The sequence below is a fragment of the Streptomyces pactum genome (genome assembly GCF_002005225.1).
Taxonomy (GTDB): Bacteria; Actinomycetota; Actinomycetes; order Streptomycetales; family Streptomycetaceae; genus Streptomyces; species Streptomyces pactum_A.
Window position 1 is genome coordinate 6,963,791 of record NZ_CP019724.1, and the last position, 14,717, is coordinate 6,978,507.

The window sequence follows — 14,717 nt, forward strand, 5'->3', positions numbered from 1 at the left end:
TGCGGTGATTTAGGGTTCTGAGGGTGGAGCCCGACCTGTTCACCGCCGCAGCAGAAGAACGCCAGGAGAAGGACCCGACCGGCAGCCCCCTCGCCGTCCGGATGCGCCCGCGCACCCTCGACGAGGTCGTCGGTCAACAGCACCTTCTCAAGCCCGGGTCGCCCCTGCGCCGACTGGTCGGCGAGGGCGCCTCCGGCCCCGCCGGGCCCTCCTCGGTCATCCTCTGGGGCCCGCCGGGCACCGGCAAGACCACCCTGGCGTACGTCGTCTCCAAGGCCACCAACAAGCGCTTCGTGGAGCTGTCCGCGATCACCGCCGGCGTCAAGGAGGTCCGCGCGGTCATCGACGGCGCCCGCCGCGCGGTCGGCGGGTACGGCAAGGAGACCGTCCTCTTCCTCGACGAGATCCACCGCTTCAGCAAGGCCCAGCAGGACTCCCTGCTCCCGGCCGTCGAGAACCGCTGGGTCACATTGATCGCCGCCACCACGGAGAACCCGTACTTCTCGGTGATCTCCCCCTTGCTCTCCCGCTCCCTCCTCCTCACCCTCGAACCCCTCACCGACGACGACGTCCGCGGCCTGCTGCGCCGGGCCCTGACCGACGAGCGCGGCCTGAAGGAGGCCGTCACGCTCCCCGAGGACACCGAGGACCACCTGCTGCGCATCGCCGGCGGTGACGCCCGCCGCGCGCTGACCGCCCTGGAGGCCGCCGCCGGGGCCGCGCTCGACAAGGGCGAGGCCGAGGTCACCCTGGCGACGCTGGAGGAGACGGTCGACCGGGCGGCCGTGAAGTACGACCGCGACGGCGACCAGCACTACGACGTCGCCAGCGCCCTGATCAAGTCCATCCGCGGCTCCGACGTGGACGCCGCCCTGCACTACCTGGCCCGGATGATCGAGGCCGGCGAGGACCCCCGCTTCATCGCGCGGCGTCTGATGATCTCCGCCAGCGAGGACATCGGCCTCGCCGACCCGAACGCCCTGCCGATCGCCGTCGCCGCCGCCCAGGCCGTGGCCATGATCGGCTTCCCGGAAGCCGCCCTCACCCTCAGCCACGCCACCATCGCCCTGGCCCTCGCCCCCAAGTCCAACGCGGCCACCACGGCCATCGGCGCCGCCCTGGACGACGTACGCAAGGGGCATGCCGGACCGGTCCCCTCGCACCTGCGCGACAGCCACTACAAAGGCGCGGGCAAGCTCGGACACGGGCAGGGATACGTGTACCCGCACGACCTGCCGGAGGGCATCGCCGCCCAGCAGTACGCCCCGGACGAGCTGAAGGACCGGACGTACTACGCCCCGACCCGGCACGGCGCCGAGGCCCGGTACGCGGACGCGGTGGAGTGGACCCGCGGGCACCTCGGTCGCAAGCGGTCCTGAGCAGCCTGTAGAATCGCCCGAAGTGCCGAGCCCCGTGCAGTCAGAACGGGACAACCGGCCGGAACCCCCAGCGGGTTCCAGGAGCGTCGCGCACCGTCGATAGGTGTCGCGGGCAGCCCACCACCACCCGGAGCTCCGGGAGCGGTCGGTGGGCCACTCGCGTGCTGCACGTATGTGCCCAGACCAGGGGAGCGGCTGCCCGGCAGGTCCCACGCGGACCCGGCGGGTTTCCCCGGCTGCGGATTGCGACCTCCCTCAACCCTGACAAGCCGGAAAACTAGGAAAGAGACACAGTGGCGAACCAGTCCCGCCCCAAGGTCAAGAAGTCGCGTGCCCTCGGCATCGCGCTGACGCCGAAGGCCGTCAAGTACTTCGAGGCCCGCCCCTACCCGCCGGGTGAGCACGGCCGCGGCCGCAAGCAGAACTCGGACTACAAGGTCCGTCTGCTCGAGAAGCAGCGTCTGCGCGCGCAGTACGACCTCAGCGAGCGCCAGCTCGTCCGCGCCTACGAGCGTGCCTCCAAGACCAACATGAAGACCGGCGAGGCCCTGGTCATCGAGCTCGAGCGCCGCCTCGACGCGCTGGTCCTGCGTTCGGGCATCGCCCGCACGATCTACCAGGCCCGCCAGATGGTCGTCCACGGCCACATCCAGGTCAACGGCCAGAAGGTCGACAAGCCGTCCTTCCGTGTCCGCCCGGACGACGTCGTGCAGGTGCGCGAGCGCTCCAAGGAGAAGACGCTCTTCACGATCGCCCGTGAGGGTGGCTTCGCCCCCGACGGCGAGACCCCGCGCTACCTCCAGGTGAACCTCAAGGCCCTGGCGTTCCGCCTGGACCGCGAGCCGAACCGCAAGGAGATCCCGGTGATCTGCGACGAGCAGCTCGTCGTCGAGTACTACGCCCGCTGATCCAGCGGACACGCTGAGACAGGCAGGCGCAGTACCACCAGCGGTACCTCAGCCCGCCGTCTCCCCGCCCTTCCGGGTGGGCGAGGCGGCGGGCTTCGCCGTCCGCGCGCCCGCCGTGGCCCGCCGTCCGCCCCCGCGCGGCGCCGGCAGCGAGGCCGGCACCCCGGGCCGCCGCAGCGCCCGCGACACCGCCTCCCGGCGGCCGAGCCGCGCCCCGTGCCGTACGCACTCCTCGTACCGCTCGTCGCCGAGCTGCTCCCGGGCCGCCGCCTCGCACAACTCGTGCGGCACGTTGTAGTGCGCCGAGCCGAACAGGCGCAGCCCCACCGACGGCCACATCCGCCCCGCCGCTCCCTGCAGCACGGCGGCCTCCGCCGCGTCGCCGTCAGCCACCGCGACCAGGGCGAGCAGTTCCACCGCCAGCACCGAGCCGAGCTGGTCCCGAAAGCGGTGGGCACTGGCCAGGCACTCGGCCAGCAGCTCGCGGGCGCGCCCCGGCTCACCGTCGCTCCAGGCCGCGTAGGCAAGCACATACAGGGCGTAGCCCCGGGTCCAGCGCTCGCCGTGGTCCTCGCACACCTGCCGGACGTCCTCGCACAAACGCACCGCGTCCGGCATGTCGCCCTGGAACGCCCGTGTCATCGCCAGCTCCACCTGGCCCATCAGGACGTTGCTGTTGAGCTCGCCGATCTCCCGGTAGCGCCGCAGCGCGGAGCGCAGCAGCCTCTCGGCGCGCGGCATGTCGTCCATGATCAGCGCCAGACAGCCGGTGCGGTGCTCCGCGTACGCCGCCGCCGTGGGATTCGCCGACCGCTCGGCCCCCTGCCGGCACTCCTGGAGCGCCGCCAGCGCGGGCACCGTGTCGCCCTGCAGGATCGCCACGTAGGCGAGCACCCACAACGCCTTCAGCCGGGACTGCCCGCCCGCCGTGCCCTCCACGTCCAGTCGCACCGCCCGCTCCAGCCAGCGCCGCCCCTCCGACAGCCGTCCGCAGCCGACCCAGTGGAACCACAGGGCACCCGCCAGATACTGGCCCAGGTGCGCCTCGTCGGGCTCGGTCAGGCAGTGCTCCAGGGCGATGCGCAGGTTCGGCAGCTCCGCTTCCACCCGCGCGGCGACCTCGTGCTGGCGCGGCGAGAACCACTCCAGCTCGCACCAGGTCGCCAGGCCCACGTACCAGTCCCGGTGCCGCCGCCGCAGCCGCGCCGCGTCGCCCGTCGACTCCAGCCACGCGGCGCCGTACGCCCGCACCGTGTCGAGCATCCGGTAACGCACCCCGGCCGGGGTCTCCTCGCGGGTCAGCACGGACTGCGCCAGCAGAGCGGAGAGCACGTCGAGCACGTCGTCGGCGGCCAGCCCGCCGCCGCTGCACACGTACTCGACGGCCTCCAGGTCGAACGGCCCGGCGAACACCGACAGCCGCGCCCACAGCAACCGCTCCTCGGGCGTGCACAGTTCGTGGCTCCAGCCGATCGCCGTGCGCAGCGTCCGGTGACGGGGCAGCGCGCAGCGGTCCCCGCCGGTCAGCAGGCGGAAGCGGTCGTCCAGCCGCTGCAGCACCTGCCCCGGCGACAGCGCGCCCAGCCGCCCCGCCGCCAGCTCGATCGCCAAGGGGATCCCGTCCAGGCGCAGGCACAGCTCGCGCACCTCCCCGTGGTCCTCGTCCGGGTCGGCGTCGTACCCGTACGACAGGCGCCGCTGCCCCGCCCGGACCGTCAGCAGCTCCACCGCCTCCTCCGGGCTCAGCGGCGCCAGCGGGAACTGCCGTTCCCCGGCCACGCCCATCGGCCTGCGCCCCACCGCCAGCACCCGCAGCCCCGGGGCGCGGCCCAGCAGGTCGGTGACCAGCGCGGCGCATGCGTCCACCAGGTGTTCGACCCCGTCGAGGACCAGCAGCAGTTCCCGCTCGGCGAGGTGCGCGAGCAGCGTCTCCCGCGGCAGCCGGGCGGTGTGGTCGGTCAGGTTCAGTGCCTCCACGACCGCGTAGTCGACGAACTCCTCGTCGCGCACCGGCGCGAGTTCCACCCGCCAGACCCCGTCCCGGGGCGCACACCGCGAGGCCGCCCGTGCCGCCAGACGCGACTTGCCGACCCCGCCGGCCCCGGTCACGGTCACCAGCCGCCCGCAGTCCAGGGTCCGGGCCAGCTCCGCGAGTTCCGTGGCTCTCCCCACGAAGGTGTCGAGTTCCAGCGGAAGATTGCCGGGCGGGATGCCGTCGCGCCGATGGTCTCGCATGAAACACGGAGCGTACTGAACCGAATCCACTCCGTACAAACGCTTCAGGCAACTCCGCCGCGCTCCACCGGCCTCCTCCACACCCCGCGAGCACGGCACCGGACGCGGACGGCAATCCGGTACGGAGCCCGGCCCCCGGCGCGATAGGCTCGGTGAACGACTTTCCCGATGTTCAGGCACGTCTTTCAGGGAGCGGGTGCACACAGTGTCCGGTGGCGAGGTGGCCGGGATCCTGGTGGCCGTCTTCTGGGCGATCCTGGTCTCCTTCCTCGCCGTCGCACTGGCGAGGCTGGCCCAGACGCTCAGGGCGACCACCAAGCTCGTGGCGGACGTGACCGACCAGGCCGTCCCGCTGCTCTCCGACGCCTCGTCGGCGGTGCGCTCCGCGCAGACCCAGATCGACCGGGTCGACGCGATCGCCTCCGACGTCCAGGAGGTCACGTCGAACGCCTCCGCGCTGTCCACCACCGTGGCCTCCACCTTCGGCGGCCCCCTGGTCAAGGTCGCCGCGTTCGGGTACGGCGTGCGCCGGGCACTCGGCGGTCGCAAGGAGGACGTGCCCGCGGGCCCGGCCAAGGAGCCGCGGCGCACCGTGATCGTCGGCCGTACGATCCCGGCGTCGCGGCGGACGAAGCGGAAGAAGGACTGATCCAGCGATGTTCCGCCGTACGTTCTGGTTCGGCACCGGCGTCGCCGCCGGCGTGTGGGCCACCACCAAGGTCAACCGGAAGCTCAAGCAGCTCACCCCCGACAGCCTCGCCGCGACCGCGGCGAACAAGGCGCTGGACGCGGGCACCCGGCTCAAGGACCGCGCGGTGGGCTTCGCGCTCGACGTCCGCGACAACATGGCCCAGCGGGAGGCCGAACTGGACGACGCGCTGGGGCTGAACGCCCCCGTCGACCGCGAACTGCCCGCACCCCGGCGTTTCGACGCCATCGAGAACCGCAACAACCCGAAGTCCGTCGTCAACGGCAGGACGACGGACCCGTACAACCGGAATGAGGACCACTGATGGAGTCGGCCGAGATTCGTCGCCGCTGGTTGAGCTTCTTCGAGGAGCGCGGTCACACCGTCGTCCCTTCGGCGTCGCTCATCGCGGACGACCCGACTCTGCTGCTGGTCCCGGCCGGCATGGTGCCCTTCAAGCCCTACTTCCTGGGTGAGGTCAAGCCGCCCTTCGACCGCGCCACGAGCGTGCAGAAGTGCGTGCGCACGCCGGACATCGAAGAGGTCGGCAAGACCACGCGGCACGGCACGTTCTTCCAGATGTGCGGCAACTTCTCCTTCGGCGACTACTTCAAGGAAGGCGCCATCAAGCTCGCCTGGGAGCTGCTCACCGGCCCCCAGGACAAGGGCGGTTACGGCCTCGACCCCGAGCGCCTGTGGATCACCGTCTACAAGGACGACGACGAGGCCGAGCGCATCTGGCACGACGTCGTCGGTGTCCCGTCCGAGCGCATCCAGCGCCTGGGCAAGAAGGACAACTACTGGTCCATGGGCGTCCCCGGCCCCTGCGGCCCCTGCTCCGAGATCAACTACGACCGCGGTCCCGAGTTCGGCGCCGAGGGCGGCCCCGCCGTCAACGACGAGCGGTACGTGGAGATCTGGAACCTCGTCTTCATGCAGTACGAGCGGGGCGAGGGCATCGGCAAGGAGGACTTCGAGATCCTCGGGGACCTGCCGAGCAAGAACATCGACACGGGCCTCGGCCTGGAGCGGCTCGCCATGATTCTGCAGGGCGTGCAGAACATGTACGAGATCGACACCTCCATGGCCGTCATCAAGAAGGCCACCGAGCTGACCGGTGTCGCCTACGGCGACGCGCACGCCTCGGACGTCTCCCTGCGCGTGGTCACCGACCACATGCGCACCTCCGTGATGCTCATCGGCGACGGCGTCACCCCCGGCAACGAGGGCCGCGGCTACGTGCTGCGCCGCATCATGCGCCGCGCCATCCGCAACATGCGCCTGCTCGGCGCCACCGGTCCGGTCGTCAAGGACCTGATCGACGTCGTGATCGAGATGATGGGGCAGCAGTACCCCGAGCTGATCACCGACCGTGAGCGGATCGAGAAGGTCGCCCTCGCCGAGGAGAACGCCTTCCTCAAGACGCTGAAGGCCGGCACCAACATCCTCGACACCGCCGTCAGCGACACCAAGGCCTCGGGCGGCACCGTCCTCGCCGGCGACAAGGCGTTCCTGCTCCACGACACCTGGGGCTTCCCGATCGACCTCACCCTGGAGATGGCCGCCGAGCAGGGGCTCTCCGTGGACGAGGACGGCTTCCGGCGCCTGATGAAGGAGCAGCGGGAGCGCGCCAAGGCCGACGCCCAGGCCAAGAAGACCGGCCACGCCGGAGTCGGCGCCTACCGCGAGATCGCCGACCAGGCCGGTGCCACCGACTTCGTCGGCTACAGCGACACCGAGAGCGAGTCCACGATCGTCGGCATCCTCGTCGACGGCGCCTCCTCCCCGGCCGCCACCGAGGGCGACGAGGTCGAGATCGTCCTCGACCGCACCCCGTTCTACGCCGAGGGCGGCGGCCAGATCGGCGACACCGGCCGGATCAAGGTCGACACCGGTGCCGTCATCGAGGTCCGCGACTGCCAGAAGCCGGTTCCGGGTGTCTACGTCCACAAGGGCGTCGTCCAGGTCGGCGAGGTCACCGTCGGTGCCAAGGCCCAGGCCTCCATCGACGACCGGCGGCGCAAGGCCATCGCCCGCGCCCACTCGGCCACCCACCTCACCCACCAGGCCCTGCGCGACGCCCTCGGCCCGACGGCCGCCCAGGCCGGCTCCGAGAACCAGCCCGGCCGCTTCCGCTTCGACTTCGGCTCGCCGTCCGCCGTTCCGACGGCCGTGATGACCGACGTCGAGCAGAAGATCAACGAGGTGCTCGCCCGTGACCTCGACGTCCGCGCCGACGTCATGGGCATCGACGAGGCCAAGAAGCAGGGCGCCATCGCCGAGTTCGGCGAGAAGTACGGCGAGCGCGTGCGCGTGGTGACCATCGGCGACTTCTCCAAGGAGCTGTGCGGCGGCACCCACGTGCACAACACGGCCCAGCTCGGTCTGGTGAAGCTGCTCGGCGAGTCGTCCATCGGTTCCGGCGTGCGCCGCATCGAGGCCCTGGTCGGCGTGGACGCCTACAGCTTCCTCGCCCGCGAGCACACGGTCGTCGCCCAGCTCCAGGAGCTGATCAAGGGCCGCCCGGAGGAGCTCCCGGAGAAGGTCTCCGCCATGCTCGGCAAGCTCAAGGACGCCGAGAAGGAGATCGAGAAGTTCCGCGCCGAGAAGGTCCTCCAGGCCGCCGGCGGTCTCGCCGACTCCGCCAAGGACGTGCGCGGTGTCGCCCTGGTCACCGGCCAGGTCCCGGACGGCACCGGCGCGGACGACCTGCGCAAGCTGGTCCTGGACGTGCGCGGCCGCATCCAGGGCGGCCGGGCCGCTGTCGTGGCCCTGTTCACCACGGTCAACGGCAAGCCCCTGACGGTCATCGCCACCAACGAGGCCGCCCGCGAGCGCGGTCTCAAGGCCGGTGACCTGGTGCGCACCGCCGCCAAGACCCTCGGCGGCGGCGGTGGCGGCAAGCCGGACGTCGCCCAGGGCGGCGGCCAGAACCCGGCCGCCATCGGTGACGCCGTCGACGCCGTCGAGCGGCTCGTGGCGGACACCGCCAAGTGAGCGACTCGGCGAACGGCCGGCGGGGCGACGGCCAGATGGACGAGCGGGCCGACGGCCCGGTCATGCGCCGCGGTCGCCGCCTGGCGGTCGACGTCGGGGACGCCCGCATCGGGGTCGCCTCGTGCGACCCGGACGGGATCCTCGCCACGCCGGTGGAGACCGTCCCCGGCCGGGACGTCCAGGCGGCACACCGCCGCCTGCGGCTGCTGGTCGAGGAGTACGAGCCGATCGAGGTCGTCGTGGGCCTCCCTCGCTCCCTCAAGGGGGGCGAGGGCCCGGCCGCGGCCAAGGTCAGGCGCTTCGCGCAGGAGCTGGCCCGCGGCATCGCGCCGGTCCCGGTCAGGCTCGTCGACGAGCGGATGACGACGGTGACGGCCAGCCAGGGACTGCGCGCCTCGGGAGTGAAGTCCAAGAAGGGCCGGTCCGTCATCGACCAGGCAGCCGCTGTGATCATCCTCCAGCAGGCACTGGAATCCGAACGGGTGTCAGGCAGAGCACCCGGCGAGGGCGTCGAAGTGGTCATCTGATCGCGATACGGTAACGTTCCGCGCGATGCGGAGGCATTCGAACAGCCACCGCACAGCAAGAGGCGGAACGGAAGCCGACCCCCACGACAGGTCGCGCGCACCCGTCGCCTCGCGGCTCTAGGGGATCGATGACTGAGTATGGCCGGGGCCCAGGCTCCGAACCGTGGCATCCGGAGGACCCGTTGTACGGGGACGGCGGATGGGGCGGACAGCAGGCCCATGCGGGTCAGCAGTCCCCCTACGGCGGCCAGCCACAGCAGTATCCGGAGCAGCAGCAGTCGCAGCAGCAGTACGGCGACTGGGGCGACGGCGGCCAGTCCGCATACGGTCAGCAGCCGCAGTACGACCAGTACGGCCGGCAGCACCCGGAGCCGCAGTACGACCAGTACGGCCAGCAGCACCAGCAGCACCAGCACCAGTACGACCAGCAGCAGCACCAGTACGACCAGCAGCAGTATGACCAGCAGTACGCCTCCCAGGCGCAGCCGCAGCAGAGCTACGACAACGGCGACTGGGGCACGGGCGCGCATCCCCACGCGCAGTACCCCGCCGACCCGTCGGACCCCTACGGCCAGCAGCCCGCCCCCTACGGCGCGGAGCAGCCCGACTTCTACGGCACCCCGGATGCGTACCCGCCGCCGGAGCCGCCCGCCCGCCGCCGCACCGAGCCCGACCCTGAACCCGAGGGCACCGACTGGGACCCCGGCCCCGACGAGGGCGAGCACGCCTTCTTCGCGGGCGGGGACGGCGGCGAGGAAGAAGGCGGCGGTGAGGGCAACGCGGGTCGGGGCGACCGCAGGAGCCGGGGCGGCAAACCCAAGAAGGGCCGCAGCGGAGTCGCGTGTCTCGTGGTCTGCCTGGTGCTCGGCGGCGGCGTGGTGGGAGTCGGGTATTTCGGTTACCAGTTCTACCAGGACCGTTTCGGCGCCGCCCCGGACTACGCGGGGGACGGCAACGGCGAGCAGGTGACCGTCACCATCCCCAAGGGCGCGGGCGGCTCGGCCATCGGCCAGGAGCTCAAGAGCAAGGGCGTGGTGAAGAGCGTCGACGCCTTCATCACCGCCCAGCAGAGCAACCCCCGGGGCAAGAGCATCCAGGACGGCGTGTACACGCTGCAGAAGGAGATGTCGGCCGAGAGCGCGGTCGAACTCCTGCTCAACCCGGACAGCCGCAGCAACCTGATCATCGCCGAGGGCAGACGCAACGTCGACGTCTACAAGAAGATCGACAAGCAGCTCGGCGTGGACGAGGGCACCACGGCGGAGGTCGCCAAGACCGAGTGGAAGAGTCTCGGCCTGCCCGACTGGGCGATGAACCACGAGAACGTGAAGGATCCGCTGGAAGGGTTCCTCTACCCGTCCAGCTACGCGGCCGCCAAGGGGCAGAAGCCCGAGGACGTACTCAAGCAGATGGTGGCGCGGGCCACCGAGAAGTACGACGAGCTGGGCCTGGAGGAGAAGGCAGAGGAACTCGACCTCGAAGGACCGTGGCAACTGCTGACCGTGGCGAGCCTGGTCCAGGCCGAGGGCACGAGCCACGACGACTTCCGCAAGATGGCCGAAGTCGTCTACAACCGCCTCAAGCCGGGGAACACGCAGACCAACGGGTTGCTCGAGTTCGACTCGACGTACAACTACGTCAAGAACCAGAGCAAGCTCGACCTGTCGCTCAGCAAGCTGCGCAGTTACGACAACCCGTACAACACCTACTACCACAAGGGTCTGCCGCCCGGTCCGATCAGCAACCCCGGCGAAGAAGCGCTGAAAGGCGCTCTCGATCCGAGCGATGGCGGCTGGTACTACTTCATCTCGCTCGACGGCAAGACGAGTGAGTTCACCAAGACCAACGCGGAACATCAGAAGCTGGTCGACAAGTGGAACGCATCGAGGAAGAACTGATGTCCGCACACCGCCGAGCCGCCGTTCTGGGCTCGCCGATCGCCCACTCGCTGTCCCCGGTGCTGCACCGCGCCGCCTACACCGGGCTGGGCCTGGACGGCTGGACGTACGACCGCTTCGACGTGGACGAGGCGGCGCTACCGGGCTTCTTCGACAAGCTCGGACCGGAGTGGGCGGGGCTGTCGCTGACCATGCCGCTCAAGCGGGCGGTCATCCCGCTGCTCGACGGGATCAGCGAGACCGCCGCCTCGGTGGACGCCGTGAACACCGTCGTCTTCACCGCGGACGGCCGCAGGACCGGCGACAACACCGACATCCCCGGCATGGTCGCGGCCCTGCGCGAGCACGGTGTCCAGCAGGTCGAGACCGCCGCGATCCTCGGCGCCGGCGCCACCGCCTCCTCCGCGCTCGCCGCGTTGGCCCGGATCTGCACGGGCGAGGTCGCCGTCTACGTCCGCAGCGAGGCGCGTGCGGCCGAGATGCTGGAATGGGCCGAGCGGCTGGGGGCCGAGGTGCGCATCGGCGACTGGGCGGATGCCCAGGAGGCGCTGTGCGCCCCGCTGGTGGTCTCCACCACCCCGGCGGGCGTCACCGACACCTTCGGCCAGGGCGTACCAGAACACCCGGGAACCCTCTTCGACGTCCTCTACGACCCGTGGCCGACCGTCCTCGCGGACCGCTGGTCCGCCCGCGGCGGGGCCGTCGTCAGCGGCCTGGACCTGCTGCTGCACCAGGCGGTGCTCCAGGTCGAGCAGATGACGGGCCGATCCCCGGTTCCGCTGGCCGCGATGCGCGAGGCCGCTTCGAACGCCCTGGTCACCCGGTCGTGAGGGCTGCCCGCCGGGAGTGAACGACCGAGCCCGCCGCCGGGTGACGGGGCCCGGTCGTCTTCGGCGAGCCGGACCGCGGTCAGCCGGACCGGCGCGGGCCGCTGGTGCACTCCTACTCCCGCGTCCGTCGGGAGCGCGTCCTTCCACATCGTGCCGCCCCCCCCGTCCGACCAGGTGCGGTGCGCGGTGCCCGCTCCGCCCACGACCGGCGGCGCCACGGCGACGGTTCCGCCCGGTCCGGCACGTCCGCCAGATGGACCGGCCGCCGGGCTCCGGGCCCGGACATGGGAGGATCGGAGGTGGCGGACCGGGGCCCGCGCACCCGGACACGCCGTCGCCGTACGCAGAGAAGACGCGTACGCAGGGCATAACCGGGGCGCGAGCACTGAGGAGCACCGTTGAGCAGGTTGCGCTGGCTGACCGCGGGGGAGTCCCACGGTCCCGCACTCGTCGCGACGCTGGAGGGTCTGCCCGCCGGCGTGCCGATCACCACGGACCTGGTGGCGGACCATCTGGCGAGGCGGCGGCTGGGCTATGGGCGCGGTGCGCGGATGAAGTTCGAGCGGGACGAGGTCACCTTCCTCGGTGGTGTCCGGCACGGGCTGACCCTCGGTTCCCCGGTCGCGGTGATGGTGGGCAACACCGAGTGGCCGAAGTGGGAGCAGGTCATGGCGGCCGATCCGGTGGACCCGGAGCTGCTGGCGGGGCTTGCCCGCAACGCACCGCTGACCCGGCCCCGTCCCGGTCACGCCGACCTCGCGGGCATGCAGAAGTACGGCTTCGACGAGGCCCGGCCGATCCTGGAGCGCGCCTCGGCGCGGGAGACGGCCGCCCGGGTGGCCCTGGGTGCGGTGGCGCGGTCGTACCTGAAGGAGACGGCCGGCATCGAGGTCGTCAGCCACGTCGTCGAGCTGGCCGCCGCCAAGGCTCCCTACGGCGTGTACCCGACGCCGGCGGACGTGGAGAAGCTGGACGCCGACCCGGTGCGCTGCCTGGACGCGGACGCGTCGGAGGCGATGGTCGCGGAGATCGACCAGGCGCACAAGGACGGCGACACCCTCGGTGGCGTGGTCGAGGTGCTGGCGTACGGCGTCCCGGTCGGGCTGGGCTCGCACGTGCACTGGGACCGGCGGCTGGACGCCCGGCTGGCCGCCGCGCTGATGGGCATCCAGGCGATCAAGGGTGTGGAGGTCGGCGACGGCTTCGGGCTGGCCCGGGTGCCCGGCTCGCAGGCGCACGACGAGATCCTCACCGGCCCCGACGGCATCAAGCGCGCCTCCGGCCGGTCCGGGGGCACCGAGGGCGGCCTGACCACCGGCGAGCTGCTGCGCGTGAAGGCGGCCATGAAGCCGATCGCGACCGTGCCGCGGGCCCTGCAGACCGTGGACGTCGCCACCGGTGAGGCCGCGCAGGCCCACCACCAGCGCTCCGACGTGTGCGCGGTGCCGGCGGCCGGCATCGTCGCCGAGGCGATGGTCGCCCTGGTCCTGGCGGACGCGGTGGCGGAGAAGTTCGGCGGCGACAGCGTGGTCGAGACCCGCCGCAACGTCACCTCGTACCTCGACAACCTGGCCATCCGGTGACCGCGGCCCCGCTGATCGTCCTCGTCGGACCGATGGGCGTCGGCAAGTCCACCGTCGGGCGGCTGCTGGCCGAGCGGCTCGGCGTCGGCTACCGGGACACGGACGAGGACATCGTCACCGGTCAGGGACGCACCATCGCCGACATTTTCGTCGACGAGGGCGAGGCGGCCTTCCGGGCCCTGGAGAAGCAGACCGTGCACCGGGCGCTCGCCGAGCACGACGGCGTCCTCGCCCTCGGCGGCGGCGCGATCCTGGACGCGGACACCCGCGCCCTGCTCGCGGGGCGGCGCGTCGTCTACCTCTCGATGGATGTCGAGGAGGCGGTCAAGCGCACCGGCCTGAACGCCGCGCGCCCGCTGCTGGCGGTCAATCCGCGCAGGCAGTGGCGCGAGCTGATGGAGGCCCGCCGCCACCTCTACGAGCAGGTCGCCACGGCCGTGGTGGCCACGGACGGTCGTACGCCCGAAGAGGTCACTCAAGCCGCCCTGGACGCACTGGAGTTGAAGGAAGTATGAGCGAGGCAGTCACCCGGATCCAGGTCGGCGGCACCGCGGGGTCCGACCCCTACGAGGTACTGGTGGGCCGTCAGCTCCTGGGCGAGCTCGGCGGCCTGATCGGCCCGAAGGCCAAGAATGTCGCGGTGATCCACCCCGAGGCCCTCGCCGAGACCGGCGACGCGCTGCGCGCCGACCTCGCCGGGCAGGGCTACGAGGCGATCGCCATCCAGGTGCCCAACGCCGAGGAGGCGAAGACCGCCGAGGTCGCCGCCTACTGCTGGAAGGCGCTCGGCCAGTCCGGATTCACCCGCACCGACGTCATCGTCGGTGTCGGCGGCGGTGCCAGCACCGATCTGGCCGGGTTCGTGGCCGCGACCTGGCTGCGCGGGGTCCGCTGGATCGCCGTCCCGACCACGGTGCTGGCCATGGTGGACGCGGCCGTCGGCGGCAAGACCGGCATCAACACCGCCGAGGGCAAGAACCTCGTCGGCGCCTTCCACCCGCCCGCCGGCGTCCTGTGCGACCTCGCCGCGCTGGACTCCCTCCCGGTCAACGACTACGTCTCGGGGCTGGCCGAGGTCATCAAGGCCGGCTTCATCGCCGACCCGGAGATCCTGGACCTGATCGAATCCGACCCCCAGGCCGCGCGCACTCCGGCCGGGCCGCACACGGCCGAGCTGATCGTGCGCTCGATCAAGGTCAAGGCGGAGGTCGTCTCGTCCGACCTGAAGGAGGCGGGCCTGCGGGAGATCCTCAACTACGGTCACACGCTCGGCCACGCCATCGAGAAGAACGAGCGCTACAAGTGGCGGCACGGCGCCGCCGTCTCCGTCGGCATGCACTTCGCCGCCGAACTGGGCCGTCTCGCGGGCCGCCTGGACGACGCCACCGCCGACCGGCACCGCAGCATCCTCGAATCGGTCGGCCTGCCGCTGCACTACCGCTACGACCAGTGGCCCAAGCTCGTCGAGAACATGAAGGTCGACAAGAAGTCCCGCGGCGACCTGCTGCGCTTCATCGTCCTGGACGGCCTCGCCAAGCCCACCGTCCTCGAGGGCCCCGACCCGGCCGTCCTCCTCGCCGCCTACGGCGAGGTGGGCGAGTAGTACCCCGGCGCACCTTCCGCCCGATTCGCCTTGCGCGGCGGGCACTTCGGACCGCCCCCGGCCGTTCAC

The 14,717-nt window shown here is 71.5% G+C and carries 12 protein-coding genes; 11 read left to right on the forward strand and 1 reads right to left on the reverse strand.

Going from position 1 to position 14,717, the window contains the following annotated elements; all coding sequences use genetic code 11:
• Nucleotides 1-23: 23 nt before the first annotated feature.
• Together B1H29_RS30060 and rpsD are read left to right on the forward strand one after the other, a co-directional pair.
• Nucleotides 24-1,379 (forward strand): replication-associated recombination protein A, encoded by a 1,356-nt coding sequence (locus B1H29_RS30060; RefSeq protein ID WP_055415938.1) that lies wholly within the window; start codon nucleotides 24-26, stop codon nucleotides 1,377-1,379.
• A 293-nt stretch (nucleotides 1,380-1,672) separates the two neighbouring features.
• Entirely contained in the window at nucleotides 1,673-2,287 is a 615-nt protein-coding gene (gene rpsD / locus B1H29_RS30065; protein WP_030185023.1) for a 30S ribosomal protein S4, read from the forward strand.
• 48 nt (nucleotides 2,288-2,335) lie between these two features.
• Here rpsD and B1H29_RS30070 read toward each other — a convergent pair whose 3' ends face one another.
• A complete protein-coding gene (locus B1H29_RS30070; RefSeq protein ID WP_055415937.1) occupies nucleotides 2,336-4,522 on the reverse strand; it encodes an ATP-binding protein in 2,187 nt (728 codons plus the stop codon).
• A gap of 196 nt (nucleotides 4,523-4,718) precedes the next feature.
• Here B1H29_RS30070 and B1H29_RS30075 point away from each other — a divergent pair, with 196 nt between their 5' ends.
• The 9 genes from B1H29_RS30075 to aroB all read left to right on the forward strand — a co-directional run bounded on the left by B1H29_RS30075 (nucleotide 4,719) and on the right by aroB (nucleotide 14,648).
• A complete protein-coding gene (locus B1H29_RS30075) occupies nucleotides 4,719-5,171 on the forward strand; it encodes a DUF948 domain-containing protein (protein ID WP_079160539.1) in 453 nt (150 codons plus the stop codon).
• A 7-nt stretch (nucleotides 5,172-5,178) separates the two neighbouring features.
• Complete coding sequence (locus B1H29_RS30080; protein WP_055415935.1) at nucleotides 5,179-5,535, forward strand: hypothetical protein; 357 nt, start codon at nucleotides 5,179-5,181, stop codon at nucleotides 5,533-5,535.
• The gene (alaS, locus tag B1H29_RS30085; protein WP_055415934.1) at nucleotides 5,535-8,207 is read left to right on the forward strand and encodes an alanine--tRNA ligase; all 2,673 of its coding nucleotides are present in this window, start codon (nucleotides 5,535-5,537) and stop codon (nucleotides 8,205-8,207) included. Before B1H29_RS30080 ends, alaS begins: the two co-directional genes overlap by 1 nt.
• A 35-nt stretch (nucleotides 8,208-8,242) precedes the next feature.
• A complete protein-coding gene (gene ruvX, locus B1H29_RS30090) occupies nucleotides 8,243-8,734 on the forward strand; it encodes a Holliday junction resolvase RuvX (RefSeq protein WP_055417651.1) in 492 nt (163 codons plus the stop codon).
• Between the two features lie 128 nt (nucleotides 8,735-8,862).
• Nucleotides 8,863-10,632 (forward strand): endolytic transglycosylase MltG, encoded by a 1,770-nt coding sequence (mltG, locus tag B1H29_RS30100; protein WP_055415933.1) that lies wholly within the window; start codon nucleotides 8,863-8,865, stop codon nucleotides 10,630-10,632.
• A complete protein-coding gene (locus tag B1H29_RS30105; RefSeq protein WP_055415932.1) occupies nucleotides 10,632-11,462 on the forward strand; it encodes a shikimate dehydrogenase in 831 nt (276 codons plus the stop codon). The genes mltG and B1H29_RS30105 overlap by 1 nt, the downstream gene beginning before the upstream one ends.
• A 398-nt stretch (nucleotides 11,463-11,860) precedes the next feature.
• On the forward strand, nucleotides 11,861-13,045 hold the full coding sequence (gene aroC, locus B1H29_RS30110) for a chorismate synthase (RefSeq protein ID WP_055415931.1): 1,185 nt from the start codon (nucleotides 11,861-11,863) through the stop codon (nucleotides 13,043-13,045).
• Between the two features lie 32 nt (nucleotides 13,046-13,077).
• A complete protein-coding gene (locus tag B1H29_RS30115) occupies nucleotides 13,078-13,560 on the forward strand; it encodes a shikimate kinase (RefSeq protein ID WP_079160895.1) in 483 nt (160 codons plus the stop codon).
• On the forward strand, nucleotides 13,557-14,648 hold the full coding sequence (aroB, locus tag B1H29_RS30120) for a 3-dehydroquinate synthase (RefSeq protein ID WP_055415929.1): 1,092 nt from the start codon (nucleotides 13,557-13,559) through the stop codon (nucleotides 14,646-14,648). The genes B1H29_RS30115 and aroB overlap by 4 nt, the downstream gene beginning before the upstream one ends.
• Nucleotides 14,649-14,717: the final 69 nt, after the last annotated feature.

Excerpts from the sequence above, each read along its gene's own strand:
- ruvX (WP_055417651.1), top strand. The coding sequence starts at position 8,243 with ATGGACGAGCGGGCCGACGGCCCGGTCATGCGCCGCGGTCGCCGCCTG.
- aroB (WP_055415929.1), top strand. The coding sequence starts at position 13,557 with ATGAGCGAGGCAGTCACCCGGATCCAGGTCGGCGGCACCGCGGGGTCC.
- B1H29_RS30070 (WP_055415937.1), bottom strand. The coding sequence starts at position 4,522 with ATGCGAGACCATCGGCGCGACGGCATCCCGCCCGGCAATCTTCCGCTG.
- B1H29_RS30080 (WP_055415935.1), top strand. The coding sequence starts at position 5,179 with ATGTTCCGCCGTACGTTCTGGTTCGGCACCGGCGTCGCCGCCGGCGTG.
- B1H29_RS30105 (WP_055415932.1), top strand. The coding sequence starts at position 10,632 with ATGTCCGCACACCGCCGAGCCGCCGTTCTGGGCTCGCCGATCGCCCAC.
- alaS (WP_055415934.1), top strand. The coding sequence starts at position 5,535 with ATGGAGTCGGCCGAGATTCGTCGCCGCTGGTTGAGCTTCTTCGAGGAG.
- mltG (WP_055415933.1), top strand. The coding sequence starts at position 8,863 with ATGACTGAGTATGGCCGGGGCCCAGGCTCCGAACCGTGGCATCCGGAG.
- B1H29_RS30115 (WP_079160895.1), top strand. The coding sequence starts at position 13,078 with ATGGGCGTCGGCAAGTCCACCGTCGGGCGGCTGCTGGCCGAGCGGCTC.